Below are 16,403 nucleotides of genomic sequence, written 5' to 3'. Positions count from 1 at the left end.
ATTGGAGTTGTTATAACAACTTATATTATGGATATTGATGCAGATAAGCTACATTGGATTTATAAAAAACTATTTACTATTCGGTCATTTGAAGAGAGAATTAAAAAGATCGCCAAGGAGAAATCAGTTCCTGGATATTTACACACATGCATCGGATCAGAGGCAATTTGTGTTGGAGTTATGGCTGCGTTAGGAGATGATGACTGGATTTCAAGCACTTACCGTAATCATGGCCACTCAATTGCTAAAAATTGTGAATTAAAAGAAATAACATCAGAAATCTATGGAAGAAGTACTGGAATATGTAAAGGCAGAGGTGGAAGCATGCACATCAGCGATTTTAATAAAGGTATGCTTGGATCTTTTGGAATTGTAGCCGCTGGACCTCCTGTAGTTTTAGGGGCAGCACTTCAAGAAAAAATTAATGGCGGGACCAAAATGGCAGCCACTTTTTTTGGTGATGGTGCAATACATAATGGAGCCTTTCATGAAGCTGCAGGCCTGGCTAAACTTTGGGATATCCCTATGCTTTTTGTCTGTGAAAATAATGGTTATGCCGAAGCTACTGCTACTGATTGGCATCTCAATACTAAAGAACTAAAAGATATTGCCAAAGCTTATGACATGATTTCATATCAAGGTGATGGTAATAATGTTTTTGAAGTGCACCAAATGACCAGAGATGCCATTATTGAATCCAAGACTAAAAATACCCCTATTTTTTTAGAGTTTAAAAATTATCGATTTTCAGGGCAATATGAGGGAGATACCCAGCTTTATCAGCCATTAGAAGAGATTGAAGAAGCTAAAAAAAATGATCCAATTAAAAAATCTATAGATATGGCCGCTCAATATAATCTTTCATCTGACGAAGTTAAAAAAATACAGGCTGATGCATTGAAAGAGGTGAATGAAGCGTTTGATTTTGCTGAAACTCAACCTTGGCCAAAGCCAGAAGACGCATTAGAAGAAGTTTATGTTAACTATCCTAGAGAGCTATTAATATGAGAGAACTAACTGTAAAAGATGCTATCAATGAAGCCCTTGTGGAGTCATTTCAAAATGATAAAAATGTAATTTTGATGGGAGAAGATATTGCTGGAGGTAAGGGAAGGGAAGAGTATCCTGGTACACAAGATAGCTGGGGTGGGCCCTTTGGTGTTACCCAAGGATTGCTGACTAAATTTGGTCCTGAGCGAGTCAGGGATACAACTATTACAGAGGCTGGTTTTTTTGGTGCAGCAGTTGGAGCTGCTATGACTGGCTTAAGACCAATTGTAGAGTTAATGTACGTTGATTTTTTAGGGGTTTGTTTTGATCAGCTGATGAACCAAGCAGCTAAAATGAGATATATGTTTGGTGGAAAACAGCGAGTTCCAATGGTTGTTAGAACTGTCGTTGGTGCTGGCTTTAGAGCTGGTAGTGAGCATTCACAAGCACTTTATAGTTTATATGTTCACATACCTGGATTAAAAGTTGTTGCGCCTTATGATGCTTATGACGCAAAAGGATTATTATTATCAGCAATTCAAGATGATGATCCAGTAATATTCATGGAACACAAAAGGCTGTATATGAAAACATGCCATGTTCCTGAGAATATGGAGCCTATCCCTTTAGGTAAAGGAAGGATAAGGCGACCAGGAAAGGATATCACTATCATAGCAATACAAAGAATGAATCTCTTTGCAGAAGAAGCTGCAGAGGAAATGGCTAAGGAAGGTATAGATTGTGAAATTATCGATCCTAGAACATATTCACCATTGGATGAAGAATTAATTTTTGAATCAGTTAGAAAAACAGGGAGAGTAATTGTTGTTGATGAATCCAACCCTAAATGTTCCTTAGCATCTGAAATTACATCTTTGATTTCGGAAAAATGTTTTGATGATTTAAAGGCTGCTGTTATTAAAATAACTGCTCCACATACTCCTGTGCCCTTTAGCCCTCCTATGGAAGATTTTTATATACCTTCCACTGCAAAAATAACTCAAGCAATTAAGAAACTTTATCATGGCTAATACTGCAAAGACTAAATATCAAGATGTCTACACTCAGATTCGAAGCTTTATTTCCTCTGAAAAGTGGCCTTTGGGAGGCACAATCCCTTCAGAAAATGATTTAGTTGATTACTTCAATGTTAGTAGGATAACTGTCAGATCAGCCCTTAGGTTGCTTGCTGAAGATGGGCTAATTGTCAGAAAAAGAGGCAAAGGAACAGTAGTCACTGGTTCAATGCCTCAAACAGAAAATTGTTTTGAATCATTAACACAAAAAATTATTCAGAATGGAGATGCCCCTTCATCAGTTATCTTAGATTTTCAAAAAATTACAAATGATAATCATACTGATCACTTCAATCAGGGTGAAAAGTTATATTTTGTAAAGCGATTGAGAAAAGTTAATGGCGAGCCATATTTGATTAGTAACGCTTTCGTGTCATATAAACATGCGTTTGGTTTGAGTAAAAATTATTTCTCAGAAGATGGCTCAAATCAATCAATTATATTTATCTTAAATGAGAAATTTGATATTGATTTTAAGAAAAACTCACAATTTATTTGTGCAGAAACCTTGTCTTCATATGACTCTTTAGTTTTAAACAAAGACTCTGGAATTCCCTGTTTGGCTCATGAGTGTCTTTTATTCAACCACACTAATGAATTAATTTTGGTTGATAAAAACATTACTTTTAATACAATTAAACTAGACCAGGAGTTAGTGTAATGACAGTACCTATTGAGATACTCAATAAATTCCCAAAGCTTTCGAATGACCAATTGTTACTAAATTTATCAAACCCTATTGGTAAAAGTAAACTAATAATTGATACTGATACCGCAAATGAAATTGACGATCAGTTTGCCTTGGCTTGGGCTTTATTGTCTGAAGATAAAATTGACTTATTAGGAGTAACTGCTGAACCATACTCTTTTCAACACCACAAAGAAGAGCTTTTAAAGGCTTATAAAATAATTAAAGAAAAAAAAGAAATTTCTGATAGTAATATTGAATTTGTTAATAGTTATAAAGATTGGGTAAATGGATTAATTGATTCGAACACACACCCTGATGATATATATTTTGATTCACCTGCAGAAGGAGTTGAAAAAAGTTATCAAGAAATAATTAAAATATTTGATAAATTAAAAATACCTCATGAAGGGAAGGTTTTTAGGGGTTCAGATCAATATTTAACTAGTTTTGATGAGCCTTTAGTCACTGAGTCTAGTGAATTTATTGTTAAAACATGTCTTCAATATCCCGATCAAAAGATTTATGTTTGTGCGATTGGGTGCTTAACAAATATAGCTTCAGCTTTATTGATGGAGCCAAAAATTATTAACAATTTAGTAGTGGTTTGGACATCTGGATTTCCTACTTATAGCATCAATAACAATACTAATTCTTTAAATTTAGTTCAGGATGTATTATCTTCCCAATTACTTTTTGAGTGCGGTGTTGCGCATGTGTACCTGCCAGGATATAACGTTGGCGCACAATTAACTTTATCTCTTCCTGATATGAAAGAATTTGTTAATGGGAGAGGAGATATTGGAAATTATCTTTATGAGCTTTATACAAACAACCCTCTTCATAAGCAAAGAGGAGTAATTGATCAAACATGGAGAACTTGGGTTATTTGGGATGTTATCAATATTGCTTGGATGATTGAGCCTTCATGGGTCCCATCACATATTGTTTCTTCACCTGTCTTAAATGATGAGCTTTTCTGGAAGCGAGAAAATGAATCTTACCCAATGAGAGAGGCGTTTGGAGTAAATAGAGATGCAATATTCCATGACTTTTTCGTAAAAATAGATAAATTAAAATGATTTTAGGAGTCCATTCAGCAACATTTGTAAAAAATTGGTATGAAGATGTCACACCTTATATCCATAAGTGTAAAAAAGCTGGATATAAGTCTGTAGAAGTCTCTCTTCTGGGGCAAACTCCTTCAAGTGCAAAAGACATTTCAAAGCTAGCTAAAGATTTAAATATTACTCTTACTTGTACCACTGGTCTTTCGAAAGAAGAGGATATAAGTAGCGGTGATTCAGGAATTCAAAAAAATGGAATTGAGGCACTTAAAAGGGCAATTGATATGACCGCAATTATGGAGGCTAAACTGCTCACTGGAGTAGTTCATGCCGCTTGGGGTATCAGTAATAGTATGGGCAAGGATAAAGAAGATAAATTTAAAAATTCATCTAACTCTATTAAAAAAATTTCAAGATTATTAACTGAAAAAAATATTAAATTGGGCATAGAGCCTCTAAATAGGTATGAATCAGATTTTATTAATACAGTTGATGAAGGATTAAGGTTGTGTGAGCTAATTGATCATCCTAATGTAGGGCTACTTTTAGATGCATACCACATGAATATTGAAGAAAAAAATATGTGTCAATCAATTGAAAAAGCTAGAGACAAATTATTTCATTTTCAAGTTGCAGAAAATGACCGGGGTGTTCCTGGTTCAGGCTCCATTAACTGGTCAGAAATTTTTAGTACTTTGAAAAAAATTAACTATAAGGGGCATGTTTCTTTGGAAATGTTTATCCAAGCAAATGAAGACACGAGTGAGGATTTATTCACATGGAGAAATATAGAGGCTGACCCATATGAAGCTATTGTAAGGTCTTTTAATTTTTTAAATGAGCATTTAAATGCATAGTCAGTATAAAAATTGGATTGTAAATTCGTATGATAGGATTAAATCTAATTCAGTTGAATTAGATAAATTAGATCAACTTGTAGGAGATGGTGATCATGGATCTACAATCCTTAAAGGAATGACTGTTGTAAAGAAATCTTTTTTAGAAAATCTTAATTCACCACTAGATGACACTATGGTAACTATCTCAAAACAAATGAGAATTGAAATGGGTGGCGCATCAGGAATCTTAATGTCGATTTTTTTTAATGAGTCTGGAAAAATAGATAAATTAAATTTAACTCAATCAATCATTGAAATTTTTGAGAAATCGATAGATAAAATTATGAAGAGAGGAAAAGTAAAGGCTGGAGATAAAAGTATTCTTGATATCTATATTCCAGTTTTAGAATTCTTAAGAAAAAATTCTGATTTAAAAATTGAAAAAAATAAGATTAATGAAATTCTTTCTCTTTCACTATCTAAAACAAAAGATATGAAAGCTCAAGTTGGAAGGGCTAAATTTCTTGAAGAAAAAGGACTTGGGTTTATTGATCCTGGAGCAAAGTCTACTGAAATTATTCTCAGAGAGTACTTCGAAGCAATTCTATGAAAAAAATTATAAATAATAAAGACAATATTGTTGATGATATGCTCAGTGGCTATATAAAGGCTAATAGTGATAGAGTTAAGTTTTCGAGCGTTAGTAAGAGAATCATTTTAAGAAAACAACCAAAAAATACTAATAAAACAGCAATCTTAATTGGTAATGGATCTGGCCATGAGCCTATTGCAATGGGGTGGGTTGGTGAAGGACTGTTAGATGCAAATGTTGTTGGAGACATATTTGCGGCACCATCTGGAGATTTAATCTTTGAGGGTATAGAGGTTTTTAAGGAAAATTCTGGAACTATTCTTTTAATATCAAATCATGCGGGTGATGTTATGAATGGTGAGATGGCAATCGAGTTAGCAAAAGAAGATAATATTGATGCTGACTTATTATTAATGTATGACGATATTGCCTCCGCTCCAAAGGGTGACGAAGACCAGAGAAGGGGTGGTGCAGGAACTACTTTCATTTATAAAATTTTAGGAGCACTTTCTGAAACTGGAGAAAATAAAGAAACCTTATTAAGTTTAGGAAAATCGGTTAGAGACCAAACAAGAACACTTTCAATTGCTGTCGCTTCTGGAGTCTCTCCAATATCAGGTGAAAAAATATTTCAATTAGATGATGATGAGGTTTTTATTGGTATGGGTGTTCATGGCGAGTCAGGCTATGGAAGACAAAAAATTTCTTCTTCAAAAAAAATAATAAAATTTATGATGGATAAAATATTTGATGACTTCAAATATAAAAGTGGTGATGTTGTAATACCTTTTATAAATGGATCAGGCGCAACTACTTTAATGGAGCTATTGATTGTATATAACGATGTCGAAAATTATCTTGCTAAATATAAAATTAAATGTTTCAAGCCACTAATTAATGAATATATTACTACCCAAGAAAGTGCGGGATTTTCAATATCATTATTAAATTCAACTGAGCAGATGAGAAAGCTATGGATTTCTCAATCTTCAGCGCCATATTTTCACCTTTAATGAATAAGAAGCTACATTTTAATAAACTATTGCATGATGAAAAATTTGTCGCCCTTGCTATTGATCAAGGAACTAGCTTAAAAGACATTATCAAAGAAAAGAAAGGGAAAAGTTTTACGCAAGCAGATTATTATTACTTCAAGAAGCAAATCGCCTTAAATCTTGGCGTTAATGCATCCTCTATTCTATTTGATTATGATACGTACATGAGTGATACATCTTTACATTCAATAGAGACATCTAAAATCATTGCATTTGAGGATGATGCATACAATATAGATAATAAATCACGCATAACCCTACTTCCAAAGAAATTACATCAAGACGATGAAATCATAAAAGATTTTTCTGCTATTAAGTTTTTTATGTACTTTAATCCAGACTCTGATCCAGCAATAAATAATGAAAAATTTAAGGTCATTAAGCATGTTGGTCAAATATGTAATGATCTAGATATGCCTTATTTATTTGAGCCACTTCTCTATTTTGATGAAGGAACTAAAATTGATTATCAAAGTTATTTATTAAAAAAACCAATCTATATTAAATATCTTTATCAGGAATTTTCCCATGAGGAATACCAAATAGATATTATTAAAATTGAATTTCCCTTTAATGAGTTTGAAGTTAATGGATTTCAAAATGATGGCACTGCTGCAATTTATAGTTATGAGAATTGCTCTGACATAATGAGAGAATGTTTTGAGAATGGCTCAACACCTTTTGTTTTTTTAAGTGCAGGAATGAAATTTAATAATTTTTTACATAGTTTAGAGCTTGCCAAGTCTTCAAAAATAGATTTTTTAGGCTTCTTGTGTGGAAGGTCAATATGGCAAGATTCTATTGATATCTTTTGCAAATCTGGCGAAGATAAATTTTTAAATTGGATAAATGAAGAAGGTCAAAAAAGATTACAAAAATTGAAAAATTCTATAATTAATAATTAATTTAATCATTGGAGAGTTATGTATTCAAAACTTGGGATGTTTATTGGTGGAAAATGGATTTATGAAACTGAGTTTGGCTGTGGTGAAGATGTCTTAAACCCTGCGGATGAAAGTATTTTAGGGTTCCTACCTCATGCAAGTGAGTATCATTTAGATGATGCCATTAAATCCTCTGAGATTGGCTTTGAGCAGTGGAAAAATACTCATCCAGATAAAAGAAGTCAGATAATTCTAAAGGCTGCAGATATCTTAGCACAAAGAACTGATCAAGTATCTCAAGTGATGACCTTGGAGCAGGGGAAGCCCCTTGCAGAATCTGTTGGGGAGATAAACCAGTCAATTGCTATTTTAAAATTTAATGGAACTAGCGCAAAACTAATTAAAGATGAATTGGTCGCAGACAGAGACAGTGGATTAAAAACTTTTATTAAGCCCCAGCCACTTGGGATTTGCTTGTGCCTTACAGCTTGGAATTTTCCAATTGCTTTAGTTATTCGAAAAATTGCCCCAGCCCTGGCTGCTGGATGTTCGGTAATTATTAAACCTTCTGAAGAAACACCAGGCACAGCTATAGAGGTTGTAAAAATTTTTCAAGAAGCTGGCCTTCCTAAAGATGTTATTAATTTGGTATTCGGCGTTCCTCATGAAATTTCAGATTACCTATTAAGCAGAGATGAAGTTAAGAAGTTAAGCTTTACTGGGTCAGTTCCAGTAGGAAAACTTTTAGCAAAAAAATCAGCAGAAACATTAAAAAGATTTACTCTTGAGTTAGGTGGACATTCTCCAGCAATCATTGCAGAAGATGCTGACATTGAAACAACTCTAGACACATTAACTGGCTTTAAGTTTAGAAATGCTGGTCAAGTTTGCATTGCTCCTAGTCGTTTTTATGTTCATGAGAATATATATGATAAAGTGAAAGATGGATTTTTAAAGAGGATACAAAATATTACTTTAGGTAATGGTATGAATGAAGAAGCATCAATGGGGCCTTTGTCAAACTCCCGAAGAATGGATGCGATGAAAGATTTCGTAGATGATGCTGTAAATAAAGGTGCAAATATAATTTATGGTGGCTCTAGACATAAGGATATTGGTTATTTTTGGGAGCCAACTCTTATTGAAAATATTAGTGAAAGCTCGAAGATGATGACTCAAGAAATTTTTGGTCCTATTCTTGCATTATTTAAGTTCAATGACTATGACGACGTCATAAAAAAAGCTAATTCTTTAAATTATGGACTTGCCTCATACGTTTATACATCTAATGAAGCCTTGCAAGAAAAAATGGCTAAAGAAATTGTTGCTGGTGGAGTCTCTATCAATACTGCCTCGCCATTACATCCTGAAATCCCTTATGGGGGGATTAAAGAAAGTGGTATTGGATATGAGGGAGGAATGGATGCTATTTATGCATTTATTCACAAAAAAAATATTAATATCGTTTAATTACAAGAGGGGAAATATGAAAAATATAGGTTTTATTGGAGTTGGGACAATGGGTCTTCCTATGGCTTTAAATTTATTAAAAAATGGACATGCACTTTCCTTTTATGATCCATTTTCTGATAAAAAAACTATTGAAGCATTAACTGAAGTTGGTGCTAAACAAGAAAGCAATATTCCTGACTTGTGTAAGAGCCAGGATTTTCTTATATCTATGCTCCCTATTGGAAAAAATGTAAAAGATGTTGCTCTTGGTGAAGATGGAATTATCAATCAAGATAATACAGATTTAATCTATATTGATATGAGCACAATATTGCCGGCTGACTCTATTGAGGTAAGTAAGCAATTGCAAACAAAAAATATTCAAATGTTTGATGCGCCAGTTGCTCGCTTAGTTAATAATGCAATTGATGGCACTTTGCTCATAATGGTGGGAGGGTCATTGCAAGACTTTCCTAAAGTTGAAGAGATTTTGAACTGCATGGGTAGTGATGTTGTTTATTGTGGGGCAATAGGCTCAGGAAGCAAAATGAAAATCATCAATAACTATATGGCAATTGTTTCAAATATTCTTACTGCTGAAACACTTTCATTGGTTGAAAAGTCAGGGATAGACCAAAAACTTGCAATAGAATTAATGTCAACAACAGCTGCTGGCAAAGGACATATGAACTTTAGTTATCCTAAAAAGGTCCTGATAGATGATATAGGGCCTGGTTTTAAAAACGTTTTAGCTTTAAAAGATTTACGCTTAGCTATTGAGCATGGCGAGTCTGAGGGAATTGAGCTAACTTCAGGAAAAAGTGTAGTCAATGTCTATGAAAAGGCAATGGATACAAAGTATAAAGATTTGGACTGGACAGCAATGTTTAATTTTGTAAAGGAAAGTAATAATCTTGATTAAAATAAAATCCTTAAGATCTTATTATTTAGAATTTCCATTAACAAATCCTGTCATAACCTCTTTTGGAGTTATGAAATCAAGGCCATGCATAATAATTGAACTTGAGGATTTTAATAAAAATATTGGATATGGGGAAATCTGGTGTAATTTTCCAAGTGATGGGGCTTCTTATAGGTTTCATTTACTAAATAGCATTTATCATAAAAATATTGTTGGTTGTGAATTTTCAAATCCGAACAAACTAATTGATAAAATTTCTGAAAACTTTAAAACTCTTTTTGTTCAATCAGGAGATCTAGGTTCTTTTCGTAACATCAATGCTGGAATAGATTGTGCATTTTGGGACCTATTTGCTAAGAATCAAAAATTACCTCTTAATAAGTTGTTAAATCCTGATTCAAAGAATCATATTTCTGTTTATGCTAGTGGGATAAATCCAAGTGCATCTCATGAACAAATAGCAGCTGCAAAATTAATGGGAATAAAGGCCTTTAAAGTAAAAATAGGTTTCAATCACTCACTAGATATGGATTTACTAGAGTCTTTAGATAATTATTTTGCTAATGATGAAATGATGATGCTAGATGTAAATCAAGGATGGAATATTAAGGAGGCACTCCGTTATTTAAATGTATTAGAGGGCTTTAATTTTTCCTGGATTGAGGAGCCTATTTCTGCCTTATCTAGCCAAGATGAATTTAAAAATGTAATTAACTCAACCAGTTGTGATCTAGCATTTGGTGAAAACATTAATAGCTTTGATGAGTTTATTTCTCTTAGTCAAAATAATAAATCTAAATATATTCAACCTGATCTTACTAAATATGGTGGTATTTCTTTAATTAATAATTTATCAAAAAAAATTCATACTAATAAAATATGGCTACATTTTTTAGGAGGCGGTGTTGGTCTCTTAACATCTGCCCACATTATGTCTGCCATTAACCCTTCTGCTTATTTAGAGACTGATATCAATATAAATCCTCTCAGAACAAGTCTATTTCATAATGAATTAAATATTAAGAATGGAAAAATAAGTTTTAATGATGATTATGGAATAGGAGGCCCACTTAATTTTGATACAGTTAATAAGTATCTAGTTTCTTCACATATCTAAAACTATCTTATATTTGATTACTGTTTATTGCTATCTTAATAACCACTAGTACTGAAAATTTTTAAGTTGATATTAGAGTGGTTGATAATATTCTTAGTCTTATTTCCTATTAAAAACCTTATCAATTTGCCCCTATTAAGAGCATAATTCCAGACATTAGGATTAATACTAGCACTATTTTTTGAAACAAACCTTCATTTATTAAGGGGTAGATTTTTACACCCAGCCATGAGCCCAGCATTAATATTGGGAGTATTTTAAAAAAATCATAGACAATTTGTATGGTGAAAAGGCCTACAATATAAAAACTAATAAGTGCAGCAAGGCTTGTAATAAAAATCATTGGCTCATAAGTTCCGCGCTGAGTATTTTTTGGTAATCGTTGAAGGCTGACCCATATTGTTGGCAATAAGCCACCTAAAGAAGCAAAGCCGCCCATTAGGCCACTAATTAAGCCTATAAGACTATCAAAAAACTTGTTCTCATTGACTTTAATGGAAAAACTATTGCTTATAAGCATCCATAATGTGTACGCCACTAAAAATATGCCAATAGAGGTTTTAAATATATTTGGTTCAGTTAAAGTTAGTAACAACATTCCAAGAGGGGCACCTATAACGCCAAATAAAATGAATGGCCTAAGTTTTGAAAAATTAAGCGTTTTTCGTAATTTATAAATAGGAGCTGCAGAAATTAATAGGCAAGAGATAATAATGAGAGGGATTGCAGTATTGGGCTCCATGATATGAAGCCAAAAAGAATTAAGTATAAGCCCCCCTGCGAAGCCAGTTGCTCCAGTTACTATGCCTGCTAAAAATGCGCCTGCGAGTAAAATTAGTAAATAAAAAATTGGGTCTGAAATGATCATTGAAGAATTTCTAAAATAATGCATATGAGTATATAGATTATTTTGTATTTGTATTTGATTTCAATATAATGACGATGTTACGTATTTTAAATTTTGATTATCAAATGGCCGTATTATTTCTAATTTATGTCTAATTATGACTACATAATTGTAGGGGCCGGCTCCGCCGGCTGTGTCGTTGCAAATAGGCTTAGTAAAAATTCATCTAATAACGTTTTGCTAATAGAGGCTGGTGGTTCAGATCGTAGATTCTTTATTCAAATGCCAATTGGTTATGGGGTGACTTACCATCAAAAAGCTGTTAATTGGATGTACATGACAAAACCAAGTCCAGAGGCTGATAATAAGCCAAGTTATTGGCCAAGAGGAAAGGTTTTGGGTGGATCTAGTTCAATTAATGCAATGGTTTATGTTAGAGGAAATCATAAAGATTTTGATCAGTGGTCTGAGATGGGAAATACAGGTTGGTCATATAATGATGTTCTGCCCTACTTCAAGAAAATGGAATCTTGGCAAAATGGTGCTGATAGTTTTAGAGGCGGTGATGGGCCATTAAATGTCTCGGAGGTGTCTGACCAGTTGCACCCATTATGTAAGAATTTTTTATCTGCAGCTCAAGAGATTGGTATTAATCTTAATAGAGATATGAATGGAAAAAATCAGGAAGGAGTTGGCAACTTTCAAATCACAACTCACAAGGGTCAGCGGATGTCCTCCTCAAGAGCTTACTTGTGGCCAATAAAGAGTCGTACTAATCTTACTATTATTAAAAATGCTTTAGTTTCAAGAGTATTAATTAAAGATAAAAAGGCTTATGGAGTTGAGTATATTAAGTCAGGTAAGATTCATCAAGTTATGGCTTCATGTGAGGTTATATTAAGCGCAGGATCAATCAATTCTCCTCAGCTTCTTCAGCTTTCAGGAGTAGGCCCAAAAGATGTTTTAGATAAAGCTGCAGTTTCTTTAATTCAAGATAGTCCAGCTGTTGGAGAAAACCTACAAGACCATTTGGGGGTTAGTTATTTTTATAAAAGTAAAGTACCAACCCTAAATGATCAGTTAAGGCCATTTCTAGGAAAGATATATCAGGGTCTAAGATATATTATTACAAGAAGAGGGCCACTGAGTTTAAGTGTCAATCAATCAGGAGGATTCATTAAGACACGTGATGGTCTTGAGAAGCCCAATATCCAGCTTTATTTTTCACCCGTTAGTTACTCTCTGGAATCTCCTGAAAGAAGGGCAATGATGAGCCCAGATCCCTTTTCAGCAATGTTATTTGGAATTTCAAGTTGTAGTCCTCTTTCAAGGGGAAGAGTTCATATTGAAAGTAATAACCCATTAAAGCCTCCAATCATTGAACCTAACTACCTTTCTCATAAAGAAGACATCAGAGATTTATTAGAGGGGGTTAAGGTCCTTAGGAAGTTGGCTAAAACCGATAGTTTTAGAGAAGTTATTGGAGAAGAGTTTCGTCCTGGGCAGGAATGTCAGACTGATGAGCAAATGATTCAACATATCAAAGATACAGTTTGGACTGTTTTTCATCCTTGTAGTACTTGCCGAATGGGCCCTGATCCACTGAAAAATGTTGTTGATAGCAATCTGAGAGTTCATGGAATCAAAAATCTGAGAGTGGCAGATGCCTCAATATTTCCTCAAATAGTTTGTGGTAATATTAATGCCGCAACTATCATGGTTGGTGAAAAGGCATCAGATTTAATATTAGAAAGTGCAAAAAATAATTAAAGTTATTAAAGAATCCTTATGAAGATAATTAGTATTGAAACTTTTACGAATGAATACGTCGGTTTAGTTCGCATAAGAACTGATGAGGGCGATGAAGGATGGGGTCAAACCTCTACCTATAATTCTGATATTAGTGCTCAGGTAGTTCATAGACAAGTTGCTCCTCATATTCTAGGACTCAGTGGATTTAATACTGAAGATATAAATAGAGAGGTCTTAGAGAGAGAGCATAAGTTTCCTGGTACATACCTTTATAGAGCTTTAAGTGGAATTGATACTGCGCTTTGGGAAATTAAAGCTAAGCGTGCGAACAAGAGTGTTTGCCAGCTTTTGGGCGGTGAAAAACAATCTATTCCAGTTTACGCATCAAGTATGCAGAGAGAGATTAGTCCTCAAGCCGAGGCCGAAAGACTTCTTGCGTTAAAGGAAGCAAATGGCTATTTCGCATTTAAATTTAGGATTGGAAAAGAGTGTGGCCATGATTTTGATCAATGGCCAGGGCGAACTGAGGCAATTATAAAAGAAGTGAGAAAAGTTCTAGGAAATGATGTTGCTTTGCTTGTTGATGCAAATAGTGCTTTTAGCCCTAAAAAGGCAATTGAAGTTGGACACATGCTTCAAGATTATGGCGTAAGTCATTTTGAAGAACCTTGCCCATATTGGAAGCCAGATTGGACTCGAGAAGTTAAAAATGCACTAGATATTGATATCAGTGGGGGCGAGCAAGACAATGATATGAGAGTTTGGAGTCATATGATTGATACTAAGGTTGTTGATATTGTTCAGCCTGATATATGCTACATGGGAGGCGTTACTAGAACACTAGAAGTTGCAAAGATGGCAGAGAAGGCAAATCTACCTGTAACTCTGCATTCAGCAAACCTTTCTCTAGTGACACTTTTTTCAGCCCATATAATGGGTTCTATTAAAAACCCAGGAAAATATTTGGAGTTTTCAATAGAAGGTCCTGATTACTATCCATGGCAAGATAATATTTTTTACCCAAACTATAAAATTATTGATGGGTGTCTTGAGATGATCCACAAGCCTGGTTGGGGGGTTGAAATAAATCAAGAATGGCTATCTTTATCAGATTACAAAGTAAGCTATACAGGGTCTCGCTTTTAGTGCAATTTTTTGGGTAAGAAAATCCTGTATAATTTATTTTTTTTTAATAAGTTACGGATTTATAACTAGATGAAGACCTCACTCACTAAACTTGAGGGATTAAAAAGATCCCTTGTGGTTGAATTGCCTGTAGACACTTTCAATCAAAAAACAGAAAGAATTATCAAGAGCCTTGCCTCAAAAGTTCGTATTGATGGCTTTAGGAAAGGAAAAATTCCAGCTTCAATTTTGCGCCAACGCGTTGGCGGTAGTGCTAAATCCGATGCTGCTAATGAAATTGTTACTGAAACTTTGGCGGATGCCCTTAAAGATGCAGATGTTTCTCCAGCTGCTCAGCCGTCATTGGTGAATGTAGATACTGAGAATTCAGACAGTTTTATTTATACAATAGAGTTTGAAGTGTTTCCAGAGATCAAAGTGGGCTCTTTAAAAAGCTTAACTATGGATCAGATTAATTCAAAAGTTACTGAAGAAGATGAGGAACGAGCTCTTCAAGATCTACAAGATAGGTCAACTGAATATAAGACTGTCAAGAGAAAATCTAAAGAAGGGGATCGTTTAATTATAGATTTTGAAGGCTTACTTGATGGAGAGTCATTTGAAGGTGGAGCTGCTGAGGGTTTTGAAATTGTTTTAGGCAAAGGTACTATGATTGAAGGTTTTGAAAAAGGTCTTATAGATATCGCACCTGAAAAAACAGTTGAAGTAGCTGCAACATTTCCGGAAGATTATCATGTAGAAAATCTGGCAGGAAGAGAGGCCATTTTTAAAGTTACTGTTAATGAAGTAGGCTCACCAACAGAAGTAAAGAGAGACGATGAATTTGCCAAAAAATTTGGTGAAAAAGATTTTGAAACTATGAAATCGAGAATGTCAAAGCAGATGCAAGTTGAATTAGAATCTCGATTAGTTCAGCAAAATAAAGACACCGCATTTTCAGTTCTTTTAGATGCAAATGATTTTGAGGTGCCTGAAGGCAGTGTTTCTGCTGAGTCGCTCAAGCTACAGCAAGATATGGAATCTAGAATGGAGCAGCAAGGTATGCCTTCTAAAGGTAAATTACCTGCAGAAATGTTTCAAGAGGAAGCGGCAAGAAGAGTTAAACTTGGTTTGTTAATTAATAAAATTGCAACAGATGGTGAAATAAAAGCTGAAAAAGAACAGGTTGATGCTAAACTTAATGAAATGGCACTCCAATATGGTGAAAGTGCTCAGCAAATGATTGATTGGTATAATACAGATCCTTCAAGACTTGCTAATATTGAATCAATTGTCGTTGAAGATATGGTTGCGAAACATGTTGCAAATCAAGCCAAAGTAACGATGACAGACAAGACCTTTTTAGAAATAATGAGCCCACAAAATTAATATGACAATTCAAAACTTAAATCAAATCCCAATGGTAATTGAGAGCTCTGGAAGAGGAGAGAGGGCTTATGATATTTATTCTAGGCTTCTCAAAGAGCGAGTTGTTTTTATGGTTGGTCCGGTTGAAGATTACACTGCAAATGTAGTAGTAGCTCAGTTGCTTTTTTTAGAATCTGAGAATCCAGACAAAGATATTCATTTGTATATAAATTCACCAGGCGGCTCAGTAACTGCAGGACTTGCTATTTATGACACAATGCAATTTATTAAGCCAGATATTTCTACTCTTTGTATTGGACAGGCGGCAAGTATGGGTGCATTACTTCTTACAGCTGGTACTAAGGGGAAAAGGTTTGCGCTACCTCATGCTAGGATGATGATTCATCAGCCTCTTGGAGGATTTTCCGGTCAGGCAAGCGATATAGATATTCATGCACAAGAAATTCTTAAAGTTAGAGATAACTTAAACACCATACTTAAGGACCATACTGGTCAAAGTATGAAAAATATTCAGAAAGATACTGATAGAGATAATTTTATGTCAGCAAGCGAGTCTGCGAAATATGGACTCATTGATAAAGTAATTAATAAGCGATAAATTTAAGTTT

The 16,403-nt window shown here is 34.2% G+C and carries 16 protein-coding genes; 15 read left to right on the top strand and 1 reads right to left on the bottom strand.

Annotated elements, in window-relative coordinates:
* Window positions 1-27: 27 nt before the first annotated feature.
* From ABXT49_RS07225 to ABXT49_RS07175, 11 genes are read left to right on the top strand one after another with little or no spacing between them, the layout of a single operon-like run.
* Complete coding sequence (locus ABXT49_RS07225) at window positions 28-1,008, top strand: thiamine pyrophosphate-dependent dehydrogenase E1 component subunit alpha (RefSeq protein WP_416651550.1); 981 nt, start codon at window positions 28-30, stop codon at window positions 1,006-1,008.
* Window positions 1,005-2,021 carry an alpha-ketoacid dehydrogenase subunit beta gene (locus ABXT49_RS07220; RefSeq protein WP_416651548.1) on the top strand — a complete coding sequence of 339 codons (1,017 nt, stop codon included), beginning with the start codon at window positions 1,005-1,007 and terminating at the stop codon, window positions 2,019-2,021. Before ABXT49_RS07225 ends, ABXT49_RS07220 begins: the two co-directional genes overlap by 4 nt.
* Window positions 2,014-2,727 (top strand): GntR family transcriptional regulator, encoded by a 714-nt coding sequence (locus ABXT49_RS07215; protein ID WP_416651547.1) that lies wholly within the window; start codon window positions 2,014-2,016, stop codon window positions 2,725-2,727. The genes ABXT49_RS07220 and ABXT49_RS07215 overlap by 8 nt, the downstream gene beginning before the upstream one ends.
* Complete coding sequence (locus ABXT49_RS07210) at window positions 2,727-3,836, top strand: nucleoside hydrolase (RefSeq protein ID WP_416651545.1); 1,110 nt, start codon at window positions 2,727-2,729, stop codon at window positions 3,834-3,836. Before ABXT49_RS07215 ends, ABXT49_RS07210 begins: the two co-directional genes overlap by 1 nt.
* A complete protein-coding gene (locus ABXT49_RS07205) occupies window positions 3,833-4,678 on the top strand; it encodes a TIM barrel protein (RefSeq protein WP_416651543.1) in 846 nt (281 codons plus the stop codon). The genes ABXT49_RS07210 and ABXT49_RS07205 overlap by 4 nt, the downstream gene beginning before the upstream one ends.
* On the top strand, window positions 4,671-5,270 hold the full coding sequence (gene dhaL, locus ABXT49_RS07200; protein ID WP_416651542.1) for a dihydroxyacetone kinase subunit DhaL: 600 nt from the start codon (window positions 4,671-4,673) through the stop codon (window positions 5,268-5,270). The genes ABXT49_RS07205 and dhaL overlap by 8 nt, the downstream gene beginning before the upstream one ends.
* Window positions 5,267-6,265 (top strand): dihydroxyacetone kinase subunit DhaK, encoded by a 999-nt coding sequence (locus tag ABXT49_RS07195; protein ID WP_416651540.1) that lies wholly within the window; start codon window positions 5,267-5,269, stop codon window positions 6,263-6,265. Before dhaL ends, ABXT49_RS07195 begins: the two co-directional genes overlap by 4 nt.
* Window positions 6,226-7,212 (top strand): tagatose 1,6-diphosphate aldolase, encoded by a 987-nt coding sequence (locus ABXT49_RS07190; protein ID WP_416651538.1) that lies wholly within the window; start codon window positions 6,226-6,228, stop codon window positions 7,210-7,212. The genes ABXT49_RS07195 and ABXT49_RS07190 overlap by 40 nt, the downstream gene beginning before the upstream one ends.
* Window positions 7,213-7,230: 18 nt before the next feature.
* Entirely contained in the window at window positions 7,231-8,661 is a 1,431-nt protein-coding gene (locus ABXT49_RS07185) for an NAD-dependent succinate-semialdehyde dehydrogenase (protein ID WP_416651537.1), read from the top strand.
* Between the two features lie 16 nt (window positions 8,662-8,677).
* Window positions 8,678-9,565 (top strand): NAD(P)-binding domain-containing protein, encoded by an 888-nt coding sequence (locus ABXT49_RS07180; protein ID WP_416651535.1) that lies wholly within the window; start codon window positions 8,678-8,680, stop codon window positions 9,563-9,565.
* Window positions 9,558-10,682, top strand: a complete 1,125-nt coding sequence (locus ABXT49_RS07175) for an enolase C-terminal domain-like protein (RefSeq protein ID WP_416651534.1) — start codon at window positions 9,558-9,560, stop codon at window positions 10,680-10,682. The genes ABXT49_RS07180 and ABXT49_RS07175 overlap by 8 nt, the downstream gene beginning before the upstream one ends.
* A 121-nt stretch (window positions 10,683-10,803) precedes the next feature.
* Here ABXT49_RS07175 and ABXT49_RS07170 read toward each other — a convergent pair whose 3' ends face one another.
* Window positions 10,804-11,550: a sulfite exporter TauE/SafE family protein gene (locus ABXT49_RS07170; RefSeq protein ID WP_416651532.1), complete on the bottom strand. Its 747-nt coding sequence runs from the start codon at window positions 11,548-11,550 to the stop codon at window positions 10,804-10,806.
* A gap of 126 nt (window positions 11,551-11,676) precedes the next feature.
* On the opposite strand from ABXT49_RS07170, the gene ABXT49_RS07165 reads away from it, so the two are divergent.
* From ABXT49_RS07165 to clpP, 4 genes are all read left to right on the top strand, one after another.
* Window positions 11,677-13,299, top strand: coding sequence for a GMC family oxidoreductase (locus ABXT49_RS07165; protein WP_416651530.1), 1,623 nt, complete (start codon window positions 11,677-11,679; stop codon window positions 13,297-13,299).
* 18 nt (window positions 13,300-13,317) lie between these two features.
* The gene (locus ABXT49_RS07160) at window positions 13,318-14,427 is read left to right on the top strand and encodes a mandelate racemase/muconate lactonizing enzyme family protein (RefSeq protein WP_416651528.1); all 1,110 of its coding nucleotides are present in this window, start codon (window positions 13,318-13,320) and stop codon (window positions 14,425-14,427) included.
* A gap of 69 nt (window positions 14,428-14,496) precedes the next feature.
* On the top strand, window positions 14,497-15,795 hold the full coding sequence (gene tig / locus ABXT49_RS07155; RefSeq protein ID WP_416651526.1) for a trigger factor: 1,299 nt from the start codon (window positions 14,497-14,499) through the stop codon (window positions 15,793-15,795).
* 1 nt (window position 15,796) lies between these two features.
* Window positions 15,797-16,393, top strand: coding sequence for an ATP-dependent Clp endopeptidase proteolytic subunit ClpP (gene clpP / locus ABXT49_RS07150; RefSeq protein WP_271558459.1), 597 nt, complete (start codon window positions 15,797-15,799; stop codon window positions 16,391-16,393).
* Window positions 16,394-16,403 lie beyond the last annotated feature (10 nt).

The organism is Candidatus Pseudothioglobus sp. Uisw_086 (genome assembly GCF_048085745.1).
Classification (GTDB): Bacteria; Pseudomonadota; Gammaproteobacteria; order PS1; family Pseudothioglobaceae; genus Pseudothioglobus.
This window is presented reverse-complemented; position numbering and strand designations above follow the sequence as displayed.

Bases quoted from the DNA above. Each gene is read 5' to 3' on its own strand.
- ABXT49_RS07190 (WP_416651538.1), top strand. From the start codon at position 6,226: ATGGATTTCTCAATCTTCAGCGCCATATTTTCACCTTTAATGAATAAG.
- ABXT49_RS07180 (WP_416651535.1), top strand. From the start codon at position 8,678: ATGAAAAATATAGGTTTTATTGGAGTTGGGACAATGGGTCTTCCTATG.
- ABXT49_RS07225 (WP_416651550.1), top strand. From the start codon at position 28: ATGGATATTGATGCAGATAAGCTACATTGGATTTATAAAAAACTATTT.
- ABXT49_RS07160 (WP_416651528.1), top strand. From the start codon at position 13,318: ATGAAGATAATTAGTATTGAAACTTTTACGAATGAATACGTCGGTTTA.
- ABXT49_RS07165 (WP_416651530.1), top strand. From the start codon at position 11,677: ATGTCTAATTATGACTACATAATTGTAGGGGCCGGCTCCGCCGGCTGT.
- ABXT49_RS07185 (WP_416651537.1), top strand. From the start codon at position 7,231: ATGTATTCAAAACTTGGGATGTTTATTGGTGGAAAATGGATTTATGAA.
- clpP (WP_271558459.1), top strand. From the start codon at position 15,797: ATGACAATTCAAAACTTAAATCAAATCCCAATGGTAATTGAGAGCTCT.
- ABXT49_RS07195 (WP_416651540.1), top strand. From the start codon at position 5,267: ATGAAAAAAATTATAAATAATAAAGACAATATTGTTGATGATATGCTC.
- ABXT49_RS07205 (WP_416651543.1), top strand. From the start codon at position 3,833: ATGATTTTAGGAGTCCATTCAGCAACATTTGTAAAAAATTGGTATGAA.
- ABXT49_RS07170 (WP_416651532.1), bottom strand. From the start codon at position 11,550: ATGATCATTTCAGACCCAATTTTTTATTTACTAATTTTACTCGCAGGC.
- tig (WP_416651526.1), top strand. From the start codon at position 14,497: ATGAAGACCTCACTCACTAAACTTGAGGGATTAAAAAGATCCCTTGTG.
- ABXT49_RS07220 (WP_416651548.1), top strand. From the start codon at position 1,005: ATGAGAGAACTAACTGTAAAAGATGCTATCAATGAAGCCCTTGTGGAG.
- ABXT49_RS07215 (WP_416651547.1), top strand. From the start codon at position 2,014: ATGGCTAATACTGCAAAGACTAAATATCAAGATGTCTACACTCAGATT.
- dhaL (WP_416651542.1), top strand. From the start codon at position 4,671: ATGCATAGTCAGTATAAAAATTGGATTGTAAATTCGTATGATAGGATT.
- ABXT49_RS07210 (WP_416651545.1), top strand. From the start codon at position 2,727: ATGACAGTACCTATTGAGATACTCAATAAATTCCCAAAGCTTTCGAAT.